General features: G+C 75.5%; 22 protein-coding genes. 6 read left to right on the top strand and 16 right to left on the bottom strand.

The genetic code is table 11. The features are described 5' to 3' along the window. Positions 1 to 193: 193 nt before the first annotated feature. Positions 194 to 853, bottom strand: a complete 660-nt coding sequence (locus ACIRPH_RS08590; RefSeq protein ID WP_402911099.1) for a class I SAM-dependent methyltransferase — start codon at positions 851 to 853, stop codon at positions 194 to 196. A gap of 115 nt (positions 854 to 968) precedes the next feature. Then, positions 969 to 1,925, bottom strand: a complete 957-nt coding sequence (locus ACIRPH_RS08595; protein ID WP_402911101.1) for a PfkB family carbohydrate kinase — start codon at positions 1,923 to 1,925, stop codon at positions 969 to 971. A 525-nt stretch (positions 1,926 to 2,450) separates the two neighbouring features. Here ACIRPH_RS08595 and ACIRPH_RS08600 point away from each other — a divergent pair. Continuing rightward, positions 2,451 to 2,720 (top strand): lipopolysaccharide assembly protein LapA domain-containing protein, encoded by a 270-nt coding sequence (locus tag ACIRPH_RS08600; protein ID WP_402911104.1) that lies wholly within the window; start codon positions 2,451 to 2,453, stop codon positions 2,718 to 2,720. Between the two features lie 91 nt (positions 2,721 to 2,811). Here ACIRPH_RS08600 and ACIRPH_RS08605 read toward each other — a convergent pair whose 3' ends face one another. From ACIRPH_RS08605 to ACIRPH_RS08655, 11 genes are all read right to left on the bottom strand, one after another. Further along, positions 2,812 to 3,684: a sulfite exporter TauE/SafE family protein gene (locus ACIRPH_RS08605; protein ID WP_402911106.1), complete on the bottom strand. Its 873-nt coding sequence runs from the start codon at positions 3,682 to 3,684 to the stop codon at positions 2,812 to 2,814. A gap of 204 nt (positions 3,685 to 3,888) precedes the next feature. Beyond that, positions 3,889 to 5,292: a rhodanese-like domain-containing protein gene (locus ACIRPH_RS08610; protein WP_402911108.1), complete on the bottom strand. Its 1,404-nt coding sequence runs from the start codon at positions 5,290 to 5,292 to the stop codon at positions 3,889 to 3,891. 169 nt (positions 5,293 to 5,461) lie between these two features. Beyond that, positions 5,462 to 6,034, bottom strand: a complete 573-nt coding sequence (locus tag ACIRPH_RS08615; protein WP_402911110.1) for a rhodanese-like domain-containing protein — start codon at positions 6,032 to 6,034, stop codon at positions 5,462 to 5,464. 279 nt (positions 6,035 to 6,313) lie between these two features. Beyond that, complete coding sequence (locus tag ACIRPH_RS08620) at positions 6,314 to 6,565, bottom strand: metal-sensitive transcriptional regulator (RefSeq protein ID WP_267950408.1); 252 nt, start codon at positions 6,563 to 6,565, stop codon at positions 6,314 to 6,316. Between the two features lie 263 nt (positions 6,566 to 6,828). Next, the gene (vph, locus tag ACIRPH_RS08625; protein WP_402911113.1) at positions 6,829 to 7,692 is read right to left on the bottom strand and encodes a viomycin phosphotransferase; all 864 of its coding nucleotides are present in this window, start codon (positions 7,690 to 7,692) and stop codon (positions 6,829 to 6,831) included. Between the two features lie 350 nt (positions 7,693 to 8,042). Further along, on the bottom strand, positions 8,043 to 8,984 hold the full coding sequence (locus tag ACIRPH_RS08630; RefSeq protein WP_402911116.1) for a cytochrome c biogenesis CcdA family protein: 942 nt from the start codon (positions 8,982 to 8,984) through the stop codon (positions 8,043 to 8,045). After that, positions 8,981 to 9,790 carry a DsbA family protein gene (locus ACIRPH_RS08635; RefSeq protein WP_402911119.1) on the bottom strand — a complete coding sequence of 270 codons (810 nt, stop codon included), beginning with the start codon at positions 9,788 to 9,790 and terminating at the stop codon, positions 8,981 to 8,983. Before ACIRPH_RS08635 ends, ACIRPH_RS08630 begins: the two co-directional genes overlap by 4 nt. 301 nt (positions 9,791 to 10,091) lie before the next feature. Continuing rightward, on the bottom strand, positions 10,092 to 11,051 hold the full coding sequence (locus tag ACIRPH_RS08640) for a M56 family metallopeptidase (protein ID WP_402911121.1): 960 nt from the start codon (positions 11,049 to 11,051) through the stop codon (positions 10,092 to 10,094). Continuing rightward, positions 11,048 to 11,458, bottom strand: coding sequence for a BlaI/MecI/CopY family transcriptional regulator (locus ACIRPH_RS08645; RefSeq protein WP_402911667.1), 411 nt, complete (start codon positions 11,456 to 11,458; stop codon positions 11,048 to 11,050). The genes ACIRPH_RS08640 and ACIRPH_RS08645 overlap by 4 nt, the downstream gene beginning before the upstream one ends. Positions 11,459 to 11,463: 5 nt before the next feature. After that, a complete protein-coding gene (locus tag ACIRPH_RS08650) occupies positions 11,464 to 12,789 on the bottom strand; it encodes a PQQ-binding-like beta-propeller repeat protein (protein WP_402911124.1) in 1,326 nt (441 codons plus the stop codon). Next, positions 12,786 to 13,625 carry a DsbA family protein gene (locus ACIRPH_RS08655; protein ID WP_402911127.1) on the bottom strand — a complete coding sequence of 280 codons (840 nt, stop codon included), beginning with the start codon at positions 13,623 to 13,625 and terminating at the stop codon, positions 12,786 to 12,788. Before ACIRPH_RS08655 ends, ACIRPH_RS08650 begins: the two co-directional genes overlap by 4 nt. Before the next feature lie 198 nt (positions 13,626 to 13,823). Here ACIRPH_RS08655 and ACIRPH_RS08660 point away from each other — a divergent pair, with 198 nt between their 5' ends. After that, a complete protein-coding gene (locus tag ACIRPH_RS08660) occupies positions 13,824 to 15,002 on the top strand; it encodes an oxygenase MpaB family protein (RefSeq protein WP_402911129.1) in 1,179 nt (392 codons plus the stop codon). A gap of 403 nt (positions 15,003 to 15,405) precedes the next feature. Here ACIRPH_RS08660 and ACIRPH_RS08665 read toward each other — a convergent pair whose 3' ends face one another. Further along, a complete protein-coding gene (locus ACIRPH_RS08665; protein WP_402911132.1) occupies positions 15,406 to 16,251 on the bottom strand; it encodes a helix-turn-helix domain-containing protein in 846 nt (281 codons plus the stop codon). Positions 16,252 to 16,381: 130 nt separating this feature from the next. On the opposite strand from ACIRPH_RS08665, the gene ACIRPH_RS08670 reads away from it, so the two are divergent. Both ACIRPH_RS08670 and ACIRPH_RS08675 read left to right on the top strand, forming a co-directional pair. Next, entirely contained in the window at positions 16,382 to 16,816 is a 435-nt protein-coding gene (locus tag ACIRPH_RS08670; RefSeq protein WP_402911135.1) for a hypothetical protein, read from the top strand. 216 nt (positions 16,817 to 17,032) lie between these two features. Beyond that, complete coding sequence (locus tag ACIRPH_RS08675; protein ID WP_402911138.1) at positions 17,033 to 17,608, top strand: YciI family protein; 576 nt, start codon at positions 17,033 to 17,035, stop codon at positions 17,606 to 17,608. A gap of 124 nt (positions 17,609 to 17,732) precedes the next feature. Here the strand turns inward: ACIRPH_RS08675 and ACIRPH_RS08680 are convergent, their stop codons facing one another. Beyond that, positions 17,733 to 18,284, bottom strand: coding sequence for a GNAT family N-acetyltransferase (locus ACIRPH_RS08680; protein WP_402911140.1), 552 nt, complete (start codon positions 18,282 to 18,284; stop codon positions 17,733 to 17,735). Positions 18,285 to 18,413: 129 nt separating this feature from the next. Continuing rightward, positions 18,414 to 18,971, bottom strand: coding sequence for a TetR family transcriptional regulator (locus ACIRPH_RS08685; protein WP_402911142.1), 558 nt, complete (start codon positions 18,969 to 18,971; stop codon positions 18,414 to 18,416). A gap of 219 nt (positions 18,972 to 19,190) precedes the next feature. Between ACIRPH_RS08685 and ACIRPH_RS08690 the strand changes: the two genes are divergently transcribed. After that, complete coding sequence (locus tag ACIRPH_RS08690) at positions 19,191 to 19,634, top strand: nuclear transport factor 2 family protein (RefSeq protein WP_402911144.1); 444 nt, start codon at positions 19,191 to 19,193, stop codon at positions 19,632 to 19,634. Positions 19,635 to 19,834: 200 nt separating this feature from the next. Next, positions 19,835 to 20,440, top strand: coding sequence for a TetR/AcrR family transcriptional regulator (locus tag ACIRPH_RS08695; protein WP_402911146.1), 606 nt, complete (start codon positions 19,835 to 19,837; stop codon positions 20,438 to 20,440). The last annotated feature ends 84 nt before the right edge of the window (positions 20,441 to 20,524 follow it).

The following is a 20,524-nucleotide window of genomic DNA, read 5'->3' on the forward strand; positions in this document are numbered from 1 at the left end:
CTCGGTGCCGCAGCCGCCGGCAGGTGAGCACTTCCGTCGCCGGAACCGTTGAGTTCTGGGTCGGACCGTGCCCCTGCCGGTCGGCCGGGAGGCCAGACCGCTGATGGGGTGGCGTGCCCGCCCCTTGCGGGGTGCGGGGACAAGGGGTCCGGGTCCTGCGTCGCGGCACGGCCGCGGGCTCCCCCGCCCGTCCTCAGGGCGAGCTCTGCCCGGATCCGCCCATCCGGTCCAGGCGGGCCAGCACGTGGGCGTCGAGGAAGCCCCGCTCGGAGGCCGGGTCGTGGACCAGCCGGGCGAACGGGACGAGCCCGGCCCCGGCCAGCAGCGCGGAGAACCGGTCCACCGGCCAGCTGTAGGCGGGCGCCACCTTGTGGTCGAAGCGGACCGGCTCCGGTCCGTCGGTGGCGAAGAACGAGGCCAGGAGCAGGCCCTGGGGCGCCAGCACACGCGCCTGCTCGGCGAGCAGCGCGGGCAGCTCCGCGGGCGGGGTGTGGATCGTCGAGTAGTGAGCCAGCACGCCGCCGAGCGCGCCGTCCCCGACCGGCAGGGCCTCCATCCGCGCCTCCTCGAACCGCAGCCCCGGACGGGCTCTCCGGGCGTGGTCGACCATCGCCGGGGAGAGGTCGAGCCCGAAGGCGTCCAGCCCCAGCTCGTGCAGCATGGCCGTCAGGTGCCCGGGCCCGCACCCGACGTCGGCCGCACGCGGGTTGCCCGTCCCGCGCACCAGCTCGGCGAAGGTACCGATCATGTTCCGCGAGAACGGCTGCGTCTCCAACCGGTCGGCGAACATCGACGCGTACAGCTCGACGACCCCGTCGTAGGCCGCCCTGGTCCGCTCCTGGTGCTCCGTCACGGGAGGGAAGCTAGCACCCTCGCACGCTCACCGCCTCTCCGGCCCCGCCCCTCCAGGACCGGCCGCCCGGCCGTCGGAGGGCCCCCGCCTCCCACCGGTGACGCCTCCGGCCGGCTCACCGGCCCCGGCCCGGGAGCGCCCCGTCCCCGTGCCGCGCGAGGAAGGCGTCCGTCTCCTCCGCGGTCGGACACGTGGCCGGTCCGCGGCGGGTGACGGACAGCGCGGCGGCCGCGTTGGCCCGGCGGGCGGCCTCCACGGGGGGCAGGCCGCCGGCGACCGCGGCGGTGAACACGCCCACGTGGGCGTCGCCCGCCCCGTTGGTGTCCACGGCGCGCACGGGGAAACCGGGCACACGCAGGGGTGCGTCCCCGGCCCCGGCCACCGCGCAGCCCTTCGCGGAGTCGCGTACGACCACCGCGCCGCCGGGGCGGATCCGGGGCAGGAGGAGCGCGGCTGCCTCCTCGGGGGCGGTGCTCCCGGTCACGGTCGCGGCCTCGACGGCGCTGAGGCTGAGCAGGTCGACGCGGGCCAGGGCCCGGTCCAGGGTCCGCCGTGGAAGGTCGCCCACGACCGGCGCCGGGTCCAGGACCAGGCGCACCCCCTCCGGGAGGCCGCCGATCCAGGTGAGGAGGTCGTCGGCGCGCGGTCCGGGCAGCAGCGAGTACCCCACGGTGTAGACGAAGTCCCCCGGCCGGGGCCGGAGTGTGCGCAGTTCGGCCAGGGACACCTCCGTCTCGGCGCCCAAGCGGGTGATGAAGGTGCGTTCCGCGTCGCCGTCCACCAGGGCCACGCAGAAGCCGGTGTCCGTGTCGGGAAAGGGGGCGTGTGCCGCCGCGACCCCCTCCGAGCGCAGCGCGGCACGGACCAGGTCGCCGTGGGGCCCGGTCCCGTGCGCCCCCGCGTAGACCACCTCCATGCCCGCGCGCGCCGCGGCGGCGATGACGTTGAAACCGCCTCCGGCCAGGGTCCGGGCGGAGGAGGCGAACACCCCCCCGCCGGCCCGGGGAAGGGCGTCGACCGCCATCACGACGTCGACGATCACCGGTCCCGCGTGCAGGAGACGTCCGGTCACGGCAGGGGCTCCCCTCGACTGCGCCGACCGTTGTGCCGGCCCCGCGATCATCATCCCGCGGCGGCCGGGGCGGGGCCCACCGGGGGGTGCCGGGCCGGGTGGGCACGCGGGACCGCCCCCGGTGCCCGGGCGTGCGGCGGCGGGGTCCGCCCGGCCAGGACACGGAAGGAGCTCCCCGGGCCGCGGCCGCTCCCCCGCCCCCACCGCTGCGGGACGGGCGTCCCCGGGGGGACGCGGAGGAAGTCGGGGTTCTGACACGAACACCCCGCACCGGCTCCGACCTGCACTGTCATCGCCTCCACCCCCGTTCGTCCGTGGAACGAACACCCCGACGGCCCGCCCACACGCGGTCCCGACCCGCGGCGCCTGTCGAATCGGGGCCAAGATTTTCCGGTTCTCGGCCCTCGCACGCGGCGGGGCGGGGAAGACCGTCCTTACCGGTCACGGAGTCCGGCAGCCGGAGCCGGAGGAAGCACACCGGCCCCGCGCCGAGCACCCCTTCCCACGACCGCAGGAGGCGATCCGATGAACGCTCCACCACCGGTCGACGGGACCGCCGGGCACGGAGCGTCGCGCAAGGGACTGTCGTCGGTCCCGCCCCGCATGTGGGTGGCGTTGGCCCTGCTCGTCGTCACCGTCCTCTTCGTGGCACAGAACCGGGACACGGCGCAGATCCAGTTCCTGGTCGTCTCCCTGACGTCGCCGCTGTGGGCCGCACTGGCCGTGGCGGTCGCCGCCGGCGTGGTCATCGGACTGCTCGTCCGACCGTCGCGGCGGCGCAGGCGCGGGGCATAGGGACAGGGCCGCACCCGGCCGGGGCTCCCCGAACGGCGCCGGGTCGTGCCCCCGCGTCCGGGGGCTCGGAGCGCTCCGGCGCCCGCCCTCCTCAGGCCCGTGCCCGCAGCGGCAGGGGGCAGTGCTCCCCCGCGACACGGCAGAGGACGCCCAGGAGCGCGAGCACGGCGGCGCCGACCGCCACGGCGGGGCCCAGCGGCGGGGGGAGCTCCCGGGCGAGGACGAGGACGCCCACGGCCAGGACGAAGACGCCGAACCCCTTGCGCAGCGCGCCTTCGGGCACCCGGGAGGCCAGTGGCGCGCCGGCGAGCGATCCCGCGACGGCGGCGGCGGTGACCACGGCGACCAGCGTCCAGTCCGGGCTCACCGTCGTCAGGTACCCGGCGAGCCCGGCGAAGGACTTCATGGCGATCACGAGCAGCGAGGTCCCCACGGCGGCGGGCATCGCGAGGCCGCCGAGCAGCGCCAGGGCGGGCACCACGAGGAAGCCGCCGCCCGCGCCGACCAGGCCGGTGACGGCGCCCACGGCCAGGCCGTCGAGGACGATCCGCCTCAGGGGCAGGCCCCCGTGCCGCCGCTCGTCGTCCCCGGTGGGGGGCTTCCTCCTCCCGAGGAGCATGGCCGCCGCGGTGGCGACCATCATGAGGGCGAAGGCGGTCATCAGCAGGGGCGCGGGGACGTGGCCGCCCGCGAGTCCGCCGAGGAAGGCGCCCGCCATGCCGGCCGCACCGAAGACCAGGCCGGTGCGCCACCGGACGTTGCCCCTGCGCGCGTGGGTGACCGCGCCGACCAGCGACGTCACGCCGACGACGAACAGGGAGGCGGCGACGGCGCCCTTGGGGTCCATGCCCGCGACGTAGGTCAGGAGCGGGACCATCAGGATGGAGCCGCCGCCTCCGAGCAGTCCGAGCGCGAGCCCCACCACCAGGGCGGGGCCCACGACGAGGATCAGTGGGAACTCCATGCTTGGTCACTCTCCGTGGCGTGGTTGTGCGTTCGCGGTCGCGTGGGCGGTGCGCCCCCGGTCGGGTCGGGGACGGCCCGTCGCGTCGGTCGGGGCGGCCGGGACAGCCGGTCGCCCTGGCGTGCCGCCCCGTACGGGCGGGCGCCGTGGGAGGGGGCGGGGCCTGCGGGCCCCGCCCCGTCGCCGTGCCGGGTCGGCGGCTGCTCAGGACCGGGTGTCCCGTCCCTGCTTCCAGGCGGTCCAGCCCGTGTAGCCGCCGTCGAGTTCGACGACGTCGTAGCCGGCGCGGCGCAAGGCGCCGGCAGCGACGGAGCTGCGCGCGCCCGCCTGGCAGTAGGTCACGACGGGGCCGTCGTCGGGCAGCTCGTCGAGGTGCCACAGGACCCGGCCCGCGCTGAGCTGCCCGGAGCCGGGGATGTGTCCCGCGGCGTGTTCGGTCCTGTTGCGCACGTCCAGGACGAGTGCGGCCCCGTAGTCCTCCAGCTGCGCGGGGGCGATGACGGCCGGAACGGTCGTCGGCAGGCCCTCCAGTCCGGTGGTGTAGCCGGTGACGCGGTCGATGCCGACCCGCAGCAGGTGGTCGCGCACCTCTCCGGCGGTGTCGCCGTCGGGGGCGAGGAGCACCAGGGGACGGGGCTCGGCCTCCGGGTCGTGGGCCCAGGCGCCGAAACTCGCGGCCTTGGCAGGCCCGGGGATGTTCAGCGCCCCGGCCACGGTGCCGCGGTGCACCTCGGTGTGGGGCCGGGTGTCGACGAACACGATCCGGTCCTCCTCCAGGGCGCTGCCGACCCCGGCGGCGGCGAGTTCGGGCAGCGGGGCCAGGGGGCCCAGGATCTCGGGCCCCTCCCTGTTCTGGCGCTTCATCCGGGCGAAGTACGCGTGGGCGTCGGGCTGTCCGTCGAGGAGTTCGTCGACGAAGCCCTTCTCGTCGTCGTCGCGCAGGTAGGGCCACCACCAGGCGTTGAGGCGCTCGTATCCGACCGTGGTGGCCGGGAGCGCTCCGAGGGCCTTGCCGCATGCGCTGCCGGCCCCGTGCCCGGGGAGGACCTGGACGTGGTCGGGCAGGGCCAGGAAGGTGTCGCGCAGGCTGGCGAACAGGTGGCGCGCGCCCTCGAAGCGCGTGTCCTCTCCCCCGGCGGCCTCGTCGAGCAGGTCGGGGCGGCCGATGTCGCCGGCGAAGACGAAGTCGCCGGAGAGCAGGTAGCCCGGCCGGTCGCTGAAGGCCCCGTCGGTGATCAGGAAGGACAGGTGTTCGGGGGTGTGCCCGGGGGTGTGCCGGGCCCGGACCGTGATGTTGCCGACGGTGACGGTGTCGCCGTCCAGGAGCCGCTCGGCCTCGAAGCCGTACTGCCAGTCCTCCCCGCCCTCACCGGAGACGTACGCCGTGGCGCCCGTCGCCGCGGCGAGTTCGCGTGTGCCGGAGAGGTAGTCGGCGTGGATGTGGGTCTCGGTCACGGCCACGATCCGCATGCCGTGCCTGCGTGCCAGGTCGAGGTATTCGGCGATGTCGCGGCGGGGGTCGACCACGACGGCCTCTCCTCGTGCCTGGCAGCCGATGAGGTAGCTCGCCTGGGCGAGGTCGTCGTCGTAGACGCGTTCCAGAAGCATGTCTTCTCCTTGTGGGTGGTGGTCCGCCGCTCCTTCGGATACCCCGGGGAGTATCCGTAGGGGCGGGTGCGGCGATGGCTGCGGGCCGTGACCGGGGCTCGGGGCCGCTCCTCGAAGCGGGCCCGCGCGGTGGTCCGGGCCGCTTCCGGCGGCGCCCGGCCCGCAGGGGTCACCGGCGGGCGGCGATCCGTTCGAGGGAGTCCTCGATGTCGACGTGGTTGCGGGGCCGGTTGTAGGGCAGTCGGGCCAGGGCCGCGCCCATCATGCAGGTGTCCGTGACCGCGGCGAAGGCGAGTCCGGCGCCGATGAGCCCGGCGACCGCCACCGCGGGCGGCCACAGGAGGGAGGCGAGCACGGAGGTGAGCACGAGGCCCCCGGCGACCAGGCGGACCTGGCGCTCCAGCGCCCACCGCTCCCGCCCCCGCACGACGGGGGCTCCCTGGGCCTCCCAGGCGTTCATGCCGCCGCTCATCACCACCGTGTCCCGCAGGCCGGCCTGCGCCAGCCTGTCCTGGCACCGGCGGGCCCTGGCCCCGGACTGGCAGACGAGCACGAGGCCGCGCCCGGCGTCGGCGGCGATGCGCTCCAGGTGGTCGTCCACCCGCTGCAGGGGCAGGTTGACCGCTCCGGGGATGTGGGAGCTCTCGTACTCGGCCGCGGTGCGCACGTCCACCAGCAGGGTGCCGGGGTCGGTCTCGACCAGGGTGCGCACGGCGTGCACGTCGATGCTGTTGCCGCTCATGTGTCTCCGTTGTCTCCGCGTCTTCCAGGACGGCCCGTGCGGGCCGTCGGCGGTTCGTGTGTGCCGGGAGGCGCCTTCCTCCATACCCCGGGGAGTATCCGGAGAGCGGAGCGGTCCCTCGGGCTCGGGGAAAAAGGAGGGGCCCCGTGTCGTACGGTTCGGCCGACCGGGCATACTGGGGGGAGTATCCGAACTGCACAGACCTGCCCCTGCAGGAGCGGCAGGGTCCGGCGCCCGGCGCGGACGGCGCCCGGACGCGCGGACGGCTCCCGTGAAGCCCTAGGCCAGGGCGAGGAAGAGCTTCTCCAGCTCCTCCTCGGTGAGCTCGGGCTCCTCGCCGCGGTCACGGGCGGTGTTGCAGTGCCGCATGCCGCTGGCGACGATCTTGAACCCGGCCCGGTCCAGGGCGCGGGAGACGGCCGCCAGCTGCTGGAGGACCGCCGCGCAGTCCTCGCCCTCCTCGATCATGGAGATCACACCGGAGAGCTGCCCCTGGGCGCGCTTGAGCCTCGTGAGGGCGTCGCCGACCATTTCAGGCTTCATCTGCATCCTTTCGCCTCATGGCCGCCAGCATACCCCCGGGTGTATCCGTTCTGGCTGTCGGAAGGGTCACACCCTTCACCAGGGCCACTCACACCCCAACGTTCCCGCGGGCCCGGCCACGCCCCGGGGCTGAGGCGCCGGCGCCCGCCGGGGCACGGACCGGCGCCCGCCCCGTGTCCGGTGCTGTGGCCGCCTGCGCTCGCCGGGCCTCCGTCGACGGGGGCTCGGTGCGGCGGATGCGCCGGTGCTCCTCAGCGGTAGTCGGCCAGTCCGTCGGCCAGTTCTTCCGCATCGCCGTCGCGGATGGCGTAGAGGGCTTGCTGCAGGGCGAACGTGCCGCGGATCGCGGCGATGCGGGTGGCAAGTCCGTCGTCCGGCCAAAGGCCCAGGGCGAGCACCCGCTCCAGGAGGCCGCGGCCGTGGCCGGCGCCGATGGCCGCGAGGTCCTCGGCCTGGTCGCCGAGTGCGACATCGTCCCAGTCGAGCACCCCGGAGAGGCGTGGCAGGCCGTGCTCCCACTCCCACAGGACGTTCTCGGAGCCGAGGTCACCGTGCACCACTGCCCGGTCGACGTGGGGAAGGCCGTCGAGAACGGCGAGTTCCCGTTCGGCCCGCAGGCGCCCGCCGTCGGACATGAGCGGGAACAGCTCCGCGCGTACGTCCTCCGCGAACCGCCGCCACCGGTCTTCCGGTTCCTGGGGCAGGGCCGCCCGTACCGTCTCGCCTGCGCCGGCACGGGCCAGACCGGACAGCAGCACGGCGTACTGCTCCGCCACCGCGCCGGCCACGCGGGCGTCGTCGAGCGCGTCGGGCTCCAGCGGTTCCCCGGGGATGCGGCCGAGCACCAGGAACGGCTCCTCGCCGGTGCCGTGGGCGCCGCCCCGGAGCAGCGGCTCGGGTGTGCGGAAGCCGAGGTCGAGGCCGGCGAGTGCGTGCAGCACGGCCGCCCGCTCGGGCAGCCGGGCGGCCGCCGCCCGGGTGCGGGGCAGGCACACGACGCGGTCCGAGCCGATGACCACGGTGTGGAACTGCCCCTGGCGTACCGCGAGGCCGTCCGGTTCGTCGTCGGGCAGCAGACGGCTCAGCAGGGCGCGATGCGTCGTCAGGATGCTCATGGCAGGGACCTCTGGATCCTCAGGCGGGTCGGGGGCGATGTGCGCGAAGTGCCGCCGGGCCGTGCCGGCGGATGCCCCTCGCGTTGCGGGCACGGGCCGTTCCCGGCGTCGGGTCGCCAGGACGTCGGGACGAGACGTCAGTGCTCTGGATCATTGTCGCGGTGGGGGCGGGCGGGCGGTCCGTCCCCGCTTGCGAGCGCACTCCGGGCCGGTCACCCCTCGGAGCCGCCCTCGCGGTCCGCGAGGAACCCGTCGAGCAGCCGGAACCGGCGACGGTACCGGCATCTCCGCGTCCGGTGCCCACCGACAGTCCGGCGGTAGGTCCACCGGTGTTCCCGCGGCCGTCGGTACTAGGGGGCCGCCGGGCCCGAGGGGCTTTCGGGGCCGGGCGGAACGGGGGCGCCCCCGTTCCGGTTCGGCTCCTGCCCCGGCGCCCCGGAGGGACGTGCCGGTTCCGGCCCCGCGGCGCCCCCGCGCTGGCGGTACCAGCCGCGGAGCCCGACCCCGAGGAGCAGGAGGCCCGCCGCGGCCAGCAGGACCGTGTCCGCCCCCGGTCCGCCGACCCCGAAGACCCATTCCTGGACGCCGTGCGCCGCCTCGGCGAGGCGGCCCGTTCCGCCGAAGAGGGTCGCCGTCCCCTGCGAGGTGAGGAACACGGCCCCGACCCCGATGAACAGCAGGCCCGACAGCAGGGCGGTGGTGTGCAGTTCGACCGGGCCCAGGCGGAGGGCGCGTCCCCGCAGCCAGCGGCGGGAGCCGAGGTCGTAGCGGTCCCACAGCAGCGCCAGCAGGAACAGCGGCGCGGCCATGCCCAGGGCGTAGACCGCCAGGAGCAGGGCTCCGCGCACGGTTCCGCCGGTGGCGGCGACGGTCAGCACCGCGCCCAGGATGGGGCCGGAGCAGAAGCCCGCGAACCCGTACACCGCCCCCAGGGCGAAGACCGACACCCCGCTGGTCCTGCCGGCCAGGCGCCCCTGGACGCGCCGTGCCAGGCCGGAGGAGAAGCCGAAGCCCGCGATCTGGGCGATGCCGAAGGCGATGACGAGCCATCCGGCGACGGCGATCAGGAGTTCCCGCTCCCCGTAGACCAGGCGGCTGACCAGCGCGGATCCCGCCCCCAGGGGGACGAGGGTGGTGCACAGTCCGAGGTAGAACACCGTCGTGCGCGCGAGAAGGCGGCGCGGGTCGCGGAAGGCGTAGCCGAAGAAGGAGGGGAGCAGGAGCGCGCTGCAGGGGCTGAGCAGGGCGAGCACCCCGCCCGCCAGGGCGGCGGCGAAACCGATGTCGGTCACTGCCGACCGCCCCCGTCCCCGGCGCCGGCGGCCTCCAGGGAGTCGTCGATGACCGCCTCGAACACCTCCAGGGGCTGGGCGCCCATGACGGCCCGGCCGTTGATCAGGAAGGCCGGGGTCGAGGTGACCCCGATCGAGAGCCCCTCGGAGAAGTCGCGTTCGACCTGCGCGGCCGCGGCGTCGGCGGCGCGGTCCTCGTCGAACCGTCCGGCGTCCAGCCCCAGTTCGTCGACGACCTCGGCGAGGGTCTGCTCGGCGTCGCGCTCGCCCGGTTCCTCGGCGGCGGCGTAGTACGCCTCGTGGAACTCCCAGAAGGCGCCCTGCTCGGCGGCGGCGCGGGAGGCCCGGGCGACGTCCTCGGAGGTGTCGGTGATGACGGGGAAGTCCCGCCACTCGATGCGCAGGTCGCCCGACTCGACGTAGTGCGCCAGCTCGGGCTGGGTCTCCTGCACCCATCGGCCGCAGTAGGGGCAGTGGTAGTCGGAGTAGACCACCATGACGACCGGTGCGTCGACGTCGCCCAGGGCCGTGGGGTCGTCGGCCTGCCTGCGGGCCATGGGCGTGTCGGCCCCGCCGGGGGCCGTGTCCCCGGGGCCGTCGGCGGCGGCCCCGGACGGGGCGTCCGACGCGCCCGCCTCCCGTGCCCCGCCCGTCTCCTCCGAGGGGTCCTCGGAGAACCGCACCACGGCGACCGCGGCGGTCACCAGGAGCAGGGCCGCGCCCGCCGCCAGCGGCACCTTCCAGGAGGCGCCGCCTCCGGAGGAGCGGCCCGCGGGCTGCTCTCCCTGCTTCGGGGCATCGGACATCGTCGGCCTCTTTCCTCACCCGGCAGTTATTTCTATCCAACATAGTAGATCCGCTAAGGTGGATAGAAACACGGATCGGGGGTGCGTCGCCCCGGTCCGCCTACCCGCCCGGCGGCACCACCGCCCTCGACATCGGCGACACTCCGTGGCCCTCGCGGTCCCGGGCGCACGGTCGCCCGCCGAGCTCCGGCGGCTGCCGGTGGGCGCCCGGGCCGGGGGGCGGGGCCGGTCCCGCCGACCGCTGCCGCCGACCGGGTCCGGCCCACGGAGCCGCGGGCGGCCTCGCGGTCACGCGGAGGGGTCAGCCGGCGGCGCACCGGCAGTGCGGGATCAGCACCGCGGCGAGCGCCGACGCGACCGTGAACACCAGGGGCAGCGCGACGAGGGCGGCGGTGGCCCAGGTGCGGGCCCGCGCCCTCCAGGGGCGGCACCGCTCGGGCGGCCGGACCTGGCGGCGCACGCGTTCGACCGGGCACGCGCCGCCGATGGACAGGGTCTGCGGTGCCCCGGCCGGTGCGGCCCCGGCGAGGGAGCCGAGCGCGTGGACCAGGGGGCGCATCCCGACGGCGCGCACGGCGTGGTCGTCGGCGGCCCACTCCACCAGGACGGGGACCTCGCGCGCCGCGGCGCGGAACAGGGGGACCCCGGGGAAGGCGCGGTCGAGCAGCCGGGCCCAGGCCACGACGAGGTGGTGCCGGCCGCGCAGGTGCGCCCGCTCGTGGGTCAGGACGGCGCGTGCCTGGGAGGCGGTGAGCGCGCCGAGGGCGCCCCGGGTGATGACGACGCCGCCCCGGTTGCCGGGGACGCAGTAGGCGCCGGGCTCGGCGGTCTCCAGCAGCCACACGGGCTGGCCGTGCAGGCGTCGGCGCTGCGCCGTGGCCAGGAGGCCGTCGTGGTGGGTGCGTCTCCAGGACAGGCCGGCCCGCCCCTGGCGGGCGGCGGTCCACAGCAGGCGCAGGAGGGCGGCCAGGGCCAGTGCCGTCCCGGCCGCGATCCCCCACCCTGCGTGGTTGCGCTCCAGGGCCTGCAGAACGCTGACGCACGCCGCCAGGACGCCCTTGACCGAGGGGCCCAGGAGGTCGGCGGCGAGCACCGCGAGCAGGGTCGCGCAGGAGAGGACCCAGGCCGCGGTGGCCGCGGTCCACAGCGCCAGCATGGTGCGCGGGCCCGGGTCGCAGGAGCGGGCGGTGCGGCGCAGGAGCTCGGGGCCCCTGACCCCGAGCGCGGCCACGGCGCACAGGGCGGCGAAGGACCAGATCACGGTTCCTCCTCGCCCGGCACCTCGGAGAGCAGGGCGCGCAGGGCGCGCACGTCCTCGGGCTGCATGGTGTCGACGAAGCGCAGCAGCGTCGCCTCGGAGTCGCGGCTGCCGGTCAGCGCCTCGTGCATCACCTCGGCCGCGTGGGTCGAACGGTCGCGCAGGGGGCGGTAGAACCACAGGCGGCCGATCCGCTCGCGGTCGACCCACTCCTTGCGCCGCAGGTTCTCCAGGACGGTGGAGGTGGTGGTGTAGGCGACCTCGTGGTCGGTGAGGCCCTCCAGGACGCCGCGCACGGGCAGGGGCTCGGGCGCCCGCCAGAGCACCTCCATGACCGCGGCCTCCAGTGGTCCCAGCCCAGCGATCATCGCACCCGCACCCCGCATCGACGTCGAATCCTCCCTCAGCATAGTGATCACGCTCCTTCCCGTTCGCGGTCGGCGCCGGGCGCGGGGAACACGGTGTAGGAGTCGGCGCCGCCGTCGCCGGGCACGGCCGCCACGGCCGTGCCGCCCGCCGTCCCGGCCACGGGGATCCGCCAGTCGCCGCGTCCCAGGAGGGCGCCGTCGGCCATGGAGCGGACGCGGTTCTCCCCGCCGAGCGAGGTGTACAGGTACCCGGAGACGATGCCGACGGGCCGCTCCCCCGGGTCCGCCCCCACCGTCCACGCCCGGCCCCCGGAGGCCCGGTCCCACCCCGCGATGACGGGTCGGCCGGAGCGGGCGGAGGTCCCGGCGACGGCCGCGCGCCCGTGCTCGTCGCCCACCGACACGGGAGGAGCCCCCGTGAGGGGCTCGGCCAGGGTGCGGCCGTCCCCCAGGTCGTGGACGGTGAACGCCGTGGCCTCCCCCCGTTCCCAGGTGACGACCGCCCACGGCGCGGAGCCGCTGGCGGGGCGGGGGCCGTAGGAGAGGGAGGTCTCCCCCGGTTCCCCTTCCAGGGCGTCGGGGACGGCCAGGTCGGCGTGGTCCCAGAGTTCGTCCCCCGAGCCGGCGTCGACCGCGCGCAGCGCGCCGTCGCGGTGGAGGACCACGGTGCCCTGGTACTCGTGCAGGACCGCCCCGCCCCGGGTCTCGTCCGCGACGACCTCCCCGGTGTCCGCGGACAGGGCGACGGCGGGGCCGGTGTCGGCGCTCATGACGGTGTGGGCGACCCGTGCGAAGACCAGCCCCGGGCCCACCCAGGTGCCGGGCACCTCCGTGGGGCCCCACACCTTGCGTCCGGTGGAGGGGTCCAGGGCGGCCGCGGTGGTCCGGGTGGCCAGCAGCCCGCGGTCGGGGGCCGCGTCGCTGTCGAGCAGCACGACCAGGTCGTCGCCGTCCTGCGTGCGGGTGAGGGTGAACCCGGTGCAGCTCGGGTTGCGCTCGGTGGTCCAGCGGGTCCGCCCGTCGGCGTCCATGCCCACGAAGTGGAGTTCGCCGCCTCCCTCCGGCACCACGGGTCCGACGAACCCGGTGTCGGAGCCGCGGGGTTCGGAGGAGTAGGGCGTGGCCCGTCCGGCCGCTCCGTCGAGGACCTCGGGGAGCAGGTCCGGCCCCGCCGCGGCGGCCGGGGTCGGGTCCCCGTCCAGGGGCAGGGCGTCGGCGGGGTCGGCGAGCTCGGGCCTGGCGCAGGCAGCGAGGGCCAGGAGCAGGCAGAGGGCCGCGGCGGCGGACGGTCGGCGGACCGCCGCCCCCGTGCCGGGCGGGGCCGCGCGGGAGGGGCGGGGCGGGCGACGGGGCCCGTCCGGGTCGGGGCTCACGGCCGGCGTCCCGCGTCGCGCAGGGCGAGGTCGACGGCTGCGGTGAAGGACTCCGGCGGCTGGGCCCCCAGGACGGGGTCGCCGTTGACCAGGAAGGCGGGTGTGCCGCTGATCCCCGTCGCCTGCCCCTCGGCGAAGTCCTCCTCGACCGCCTCCTCCGCGTCGGCGCCCTCCAGGTCCCGCGCGAAACGCTCCGGGTCCAGATCCAGCTCCCGCGCGGCCGCCTCCAGCCGTGCGCGCAGGGCGGCGTCGTCCCCGGTGAACTCCTGCGGGGCGCCGTAGACGAGGGCGTGGTACTCCCAGAAGGCGTCCTGCCCGGCGGCGGCCTCGGCGCCCAGGGCCAGGAGGCGGGAGTCCTCGCCGAGGTAGGGGAACTCCCGCCATTCGATGCGCAGCAGGCCCCGCGCGACGTAGGCGTCGACGAGCTCGGGCTGGACCCGGCGCACCCATGCGGCGCAGTAGGGGCACCGGTAGTCGGAGTAGGCGACCATGACGACCGGTGCGTCGACCGCTCCCATCGCGCGGGGGTCGTCGGCCTGTCTGCGCGCGAGCTCCTCCCCCGCCTGCCTCATGTCCTCGCTGACGGTGGCCGCCGGTTCCCCGTCCGCCCCGGCCGAGGGGGTGCGGAGAAGCTCGGCCCTCGCGAACAGGAGGACGAGGGCCAGGGCCACGCAGGCCGCTCCGGTGAGCACCAGGGCCGGTGCGATCGGGCGTCCGGTCCGTTCCGGCATGGAGGGCACCTCCGGTGTCGCGCGCTGGCGCGGGGTCTCGTGGTTCTCGTCCTCGGTGGTGCGGGGGTCGCCGGACCGCGGCACGCCGCGGGGCGGGACCCGCACCACGCTCTTCTATGGAAGATAGAAGTCATTCTATGCAGGATAGAGAGAAGGTGGGACAGCGGGGACCGCCCCCCGTACGACGGGACCGCTCCGCCCCGCGGCCCGGACCGGCACGCCCCGGGGACCCGCCTCCGCCACGGGAAGGGGGGATCGGCGGGCCGTGGCTGCCTCCGGGCGCGGAAAGGTAGAAACGACCCCATGACCGATGTGAACCACACCCAGTCCGTGCCCGAGCGGCTCGTCGGCCTCGCCGCCGCCCGGGCCCGCCACGGCGACCGTGTCGACTTCCTGGTGCGCATGCTGCGGGTGGGCGACCCGCTCGCCGACGCCGTCGTCGCCGAGTTCGACGCACACGGCCGCTCGGCCCGCACCGCCCTCCAGCGCGGTCTCGCCGAGGGCCGTGCGAGCGTGCCGGACGCCCCGCCGGCCGTCGACGCCCTGCTCGCCCACGCGGAGGCCGTGCCCGCATGGGTCTCACGCGAACTCCTGGAGCAGGGCGACCGTCCCTCGCTCGCCGTGCCGTTCCACTGGAGGAGCCTCGCCTTCTCCGTCGGCTCGCTGACCCACACCTACAGCTCCCCCTCGATCGCGCGACTGCTCGTGGGCACCGGCCGGCTGACCTCGACGGCGCCGCGACGGCTCGCCGAGACCGGGCTGTGGAACGCCTCGGCGATCCTGCCCGGCGGCCTGCTCCCCGGCGCCTCCGGCCTCGTGCAGACCGTCCAGGTCCGGCTGCTGCACGCACGCGTCCGCGCCTCGGCCACCGGGCACGGCTGGGACGCCGACCGGTGGGGGACGCCGATCAACCAGGCCGACGTGGCACGCACATGGCTCGACTTCACCGTCGTGCCGTTCAAGCTCCTGGAGGGCATCGGCTACCGGCTCACCGAGGAGGAACAGTCCCTCCTCTACCGCTACTGGTGGTACGTGGGCCGCCTGCTGGGCCTCGACGAGGAGTTCTTCCTCGGCATCGAGGACCACGAGCAGGCCGGCGAGCTGCTGGACCTGCTCGACTCGACCTCCGCCGCACCGGACGAGAACAGCAGGAAGCTCGTCGGGGCGCTGTTCGACGCGGCCGGCGCCAATCTCGCCTCCGCACCGCAGTCGCCGATGGACGGAGCGGGTTGGCGCGACCTGATGCACGCACTCGCCCACCGTTTCCACGGAGTGAACGCCGTGGCGATGGGCATCCCGGAGTCACCCTTCACGGCGGTGCTGCCGCTGATCGCGGCGGGAGAGGCCAAGGCGCGCAGCTACCAGCTGCAGGTCCCCGGAGCGTTGCGGCAGGCCGAGGAGGTCGGGATCTCGGCGATCCGCGGCCTCGCCGCCGCCCTCACCGACAGCACCGCCTACCAGGACCACGTCTCGCCCTCCTGAGCCGCCGGGCCGTCATCACCTCTCGGCGCCGGAGCCGCGGGGGCCGGTGCGGGGCCGGGGGCCGCCTGTCCGCAAGCGGTCAGGCGTGACCCGCCCCGAGCGCGCCGGTGCGCGGCGCGGTGGAAGAGCGGGGCGGTGGAAGGGCGCACCGCGCCGCCCCACTCCCGCGCCCACCCCGCGAGGTCCGGGGGCGGGGGTTGGCCCCGGCACCGTCAGGCGGTGCTTCCCGGCCGTTCGAGGGCCGGGAGGCGTCCGCCGACAGGTCGGTCCACGTGTGCCGGTGCTCCTCGTTGCTTCCGGGGGCCGGGCGCGAGGAGGACGCAAGGGCCGGGAAAGGGGCGTTCGCCCCCGGCTCCGCCGGTGGCGGGGCGTCGCCGACGCCCCGCCACGACGTGCCGCCGGGCTACGGGGACACGTGCTCGGGGGCGGCTGAGCCCACCGGGGATCCCGACGCCAGGGCGCGCAGGGTGTCGGCGGTGAAGCAGTCCAGAGGGTAGAACAGCTCGATCGCCAGCTCCGACAGCGCCGCGTCGGCCGGTGCGCCGAAGGTGGCCATGGTGCTGAACAGCGCCAGCTCTCCGAAGGGGGTGCGCAGGCGCAGCGGCACCCGGATGGGGTCCGACTCGCCCGCCGGACCGGTGTCGGCGCCGGAGTGCTGCCCGGGGGCGGGATAGCGCGACACCTCCTCGTAGAGGGCCCGCAGGTCGGCGTCGGCGGTGGCGTTGACCTGGTGCAGCAACCGGTCGAGGAACAGCTCGCGCACCTCGCCCAGGTTGACCAGCCGTGCGGCCAGGCCCTCGGGGTGCAGCGCCAGTCGGAAGACGTTCGGCCGGGGCTCCAGCAGGTGCGGGGGAACGCCCTCCATGAGGAGGGACATGGCGGAGTTGCCCCGCACCACGTTCCACAGCCGGTCCACGACGACGGCCGGGTACGGCTCGTGCGTCGCCAGGACGGTCTCCAGGGCCGAGCTGACCGAGGCCATGTACGCGTCGTCGAGGCTGCTCTCCCGGTAGGCGGGGGCGAAGCCTCCGGCCAGCAGCAGGGCGCTGCGCTCGCGCAGGGGGATGTCCAGCGCGGCCGACAGCCGCAGCAGCATCTCCCGGCTCGGTCGGGCCCGCCCGGTCTCCATGTACGACAGGTGCCGCGCGGAGGTGTCGGCCAGCAGGGACAGGTCGAGCTGGCTGAGCTTGCGGCGTCGGCGCCAGTCCCGCAGCAGGGAGCCCGCGGCCGACGGCTCTCGCGTTTCCATGCCCAGGAGCATAGGTCCTCGGCCGGGAGGGGGCGCCGCCATGACCTCTGAGGTCATTGAGCGGCTGAGCGGACGGTGGGAGTGTTCCCCACGCGGCCCGTACGGACCGCACGAAGGCGAAGGAGCCGTGATGAGCACATCGACAGGGCAGGGGCCAGCCGCGCGCACGGCGATCGGCGGCGGGGCGGCGGAACCGCTGCGCACCGTCCTGCGGATCGACGGCTGGAGCACCGCAGTCTTCGGTGCGCTCCTGCTGGCCGCCGGCAGGCCGTTCGCGGAGGTGCTGGGGCTGCCGCTCGCCTGGTCGGTCCCGTTCGGGGTCGCCATGCTCGGCGGCGCCGCCGCCCTGGGGCTGATCGCCGGTTACCCTGCCGTCCCGGTCCGGTACGTCACCCTGGTCGTCACGGGCAACGCGCTGTCCTGCGTGGCGCTCGTGGTCCTGGTGTTCACGGGGGCGGTCCCGCTCACCGGTCCGGGAACGGCGTTCCTGCTGAGCGGAGCGGTGGTCGTGGCGGTCTACGCGGGACTGGAGTTCCGGGCTCTGCGGAAGGCCGTGGTGCGGTGACCGGCGAACCGCCCCCGGACCGTTGACCGGTCACCGGGGACGGTGGCCCGTACCGGCAGGGAATCCTGCCGGGGCGGGGCCGCCGTCCGGTCGCATCGGGGCCGCTCGGCCCCGTCCCCCGCAACGTGGGGCGCCCGGACACCGGTGTCGTCAGCGCGGGCGGTCGGCCCTGCCCCGGTCCGCTGCCCCGGGTGGGCGCACCGGTAGCTTTCACCCATGCTGTTTCACGTGCACGCCGAGGACCGCCCCGGGCTGGGGTCCGAACTATACGACCTCGCGGAGGAGCACTGGTCCTACATGGACCGGTTCGAGGACCGCTTCGTCCTGCGGGGCCCCACCCTGGACGACGACGGTGAGGAGCACACCGGGAGCGTCCACGTGGTCGAGGTCCCCGACCGCGCCGCCGCGGAGCGGTTCGCGACCGAGGAGCCCTACTGGTCGGCCGGGCTCTACGCCGGGTACACGGCCCTGCGCGCGGTTCTCCTGTCCGACCGCGAGCCGGACACGGACGGGGAGGAGGCGCCCCACACTCTGGTCACCGGCGCGTGGGCCCCGAGGCCCCGTTCCGGGGGTGAGTCCGACCTGCTGCCGTCGGCCGCCGGTCCCGGCGGTAGCCTGCACTTCACGGCACTCCTCGTCGACGACGACGGGACCGCCACGACCGGGATGATCGCGGTCGTGCGGGCTCTGCCGGACGAGGCGGTGGAGGTCGTGCGGCCGTTCGCTGACCGGCTCGCGGACGCCCCGGCCGCACTGTCCGCACAGCGCTGGTGCCGCGGCGGACGCGACTAGCGCCGCACCGGGTGACGTTTGTCGACGACGGCGTCGCCCCACCACCGCGCAAGGGCCGCTGGTGCGGCGCCGGCCGGGATTCAGGACCTCATCGTCGTCGTGCGAGTGATCGCACGACGACCGCTCATCGACCGAGCGCCTCGGGACACCCCCCGGGGCCGGGGGAGGTCAACGGCAGGTGGAAACGGGTGTAGGCCGGGAACTCCTCGACCGGGGAGAATCCGAGCCTGCGCAGTACGGCGGCGCTCGGGTCGTTGCCATGGGTGACGCCCGCGAACACGTCGGTGGCGCCCAGGACGGTGAAGGCGCTCCCGATGAGAGCGGCGCAGGCCGCGCCCGCCCGACCCTTCCCGGTGGCGGCCCGGGCGAGCCAGTAGCCCAGGCCGTAGTGCGGCGGAGCGGCCGCGATGACGCTGACCTGGCCCACCAGGCTCTCGCGCAGCCGTATGCCGTAGGCGCGTTCCTTCCCGCCGGAGTGCGCCAGTGCCTCCTCGATCTCCTCCACGGAAGCCCGGACCTGTGCGGTGAAGTCGCCGTGGCGGGTCAGATGGGCGGTGTCGGCCTGCAGGAGAGCCCGGATGTCGGCGGCGTCGGCGGGCGTGAGCACGCGCAGGGACACGTCGGGGAGCCGGGTGGACAGCGTCTCCGGCAGAGCCTCGAGCGGGGGGTGGACCATGGCGGACACGATAGAGGGGACCGGCCCCACGAGCGACGGATGAGCGTGCGGGCCCGTTCCCCCGCGGTCCGGGACCGGGGAACGGGACCGTCGTCGGCGCCGGACCGGGTCATCGCCGTCGGGGTCCGGTCAACGGACCTCCTGGAGGGAGGCGGCGGCCGCGAGGAGGCAGGAACCGAACTCCTCCTCACCGCCGGCGTCGACCCATCGCTCGAAGGCCTCCTGGTAGAAGGCCGCGGCGACCCGCGCCACGATCCTCGCGGAGCCGGGTTCCACGCCGCGCCGCACCAGCGCGTCGCCGACGGCCCCGGCGAGGGCGGCGAGCTTAGTGCGGTCGCGCTCCTGCAGGTCGGGGCTGCTCCCGATCACGGCTCGGCGCTCGGCGGCACGGTCGACGTAGTCGGCCAGGCGGGCGCCGACCTGGGCGAAGGCGCCGAAGACGGCGGTGACCGGGGGGTCGTCCGCGTCTGCGGTGAGGACGGCCTGCGCCACCGCGGCGGACAGCCGCTCCGAGCCGCCGAACAGGACCTCGCGCTTGTCGGGAAAGTAGCGGAAGAACGAGCTCCTGGTGGTGCCCGCGCGCTCGGCTATGCGCGCCACGGTCACGTTGTCGTACCCGTGGTCCGTGAACAGTTCCAGTGCGGCCTGTTCGAGCCGCCCCCGCGTGCCCGGGTTCCCTCTCACCATGGAGCGACCCTAGCGGTGACGGCCCCCCCGGGACGCCGCCCGGCTGGGTACGGCTTCCGGGGCCACGGGCGGCAGCCTCGCACGACCGGGGGTCTCCGTCCATGAGCGGCCCGGGGCAGCCCCTGCCCCGATCGTGGGAGAGCCCGATCGTCCTCGCCGCGGGCTAGGTTGGGGCCTTCGCCGCCCGAGCAGGAGGCGGTCCCTACGGAGGAGCCGACCATGTCGACAACAGCAACCGCGAACACCCGCTCAGCGGTGGAGGAGTTGCTGCGCAGGATCGGCGAGGGCGACCCCGAGCGCATCGCCGCACTGTACGCCGAGCGGGGCGACTGGAAGCTGAGTTGGCCGCAGTCCGAGCACGGCCGCGCCGCCACGCCCTGGATCCGTCACCGGTCCACCCGGGCCGACGCGGCCGCACACTACCGCGAGATCGCCGAGCACCATGTGCCGGAGCAGGCGGCGACCGAGATCGAACGCGTCCTCGTCGACGGCAGCGATGCGGTCGTGCTCGGGGAGATCCGCCAGACCGCCCGGCCCACCGGACGCGCGTACCGCGCCCGGTTCGCCATGCACCTGACCTTCGAGGACGGCCTGGTCACCAGGCACCACGTCTACGAGGACAGCCTCGCCGTCGCCGAGGCCTTCGACACCGACGACCGGTGAAGCCGCCCGTGAGGGCTTCCGTCGGAGCCTGCCCCTGACGTAGGACGCCCTTCCCGGGGCACGGCGGGTGCCCGCCCACGTGGGCGGGGACCCGCCGATGCCGCCTGGGCGGCATCGGCGCGGGGCCGGACGGAGGCCGGGGCCCGCCCGGCCGCGGCTCCCCACCCCGGGTTTCTGTACCGAGCGGTTAGGATCGTGGCATGGCTGTTTCCCGGAGTACCGTCATCGGCCGTCCCAGGGGGTTCGACGCCGACGAGGCGCTGGAGTGCGCCATGCGCGTCTTCTGGGAGAGGGGCTACGAGGGGGCGAGCCTCACCGACCTGACCGGCGCCATGGGGATCACCAAGACGAGCATGTACGCGGCCTTCGGCAACAAGGAGGAGCTGTTCCGCAAGGCCCTGGAGCGCTACACCGAGGGGCCGGCCTCCTACGCGACGCGCGCCATGGAGGAGCCGACCGCCCGGCGGGTCGCCGAGGCGCTCCTGCGCGGCGCGGTGCGGACCACGACCCTGCCCGAAGGCCCTCCCGGGTGCCTGGGCGTGCAGGGAGCACTGGCGTCGGGCGAGGGGGGCCGGCCCGCGCACGACATGCTCGTGGCCTGGCGCAACGACGCGACGCGGCGTCTGGAGGAGCGCTTCCGGCGGGCCGTCGACGAGGGCGACCTCCCGGACGGCGCCGACCCTCGGCGGCTGGCCCGGTACGTCATGACGGTGGCGTTCGGCATCGCCGTCCAGGCCGCCGACGGCCTCGGCAGCGACGAGCTCCAGGACAGCGCCGACATGGCGCTGCGGAACTGGCTGCCTTAGCTGGCGCCCTCCGCGACGGGCCCGCGAGTGCCCTGCCCGGGCGCCGCCGCGCCCGCACCGTTCCCGGTGCGGGCGCCCGGCTCC

This window comes from Nocardiopsis sp. NPDC101807, assembly GCF_044766605.1.
GTDB lineage: Bacteria > Actinomycetota > Actinomycetes > Streptosporangiales > Streptosporangiaceae > Nocardiopsis > Nocardiopsis tropica.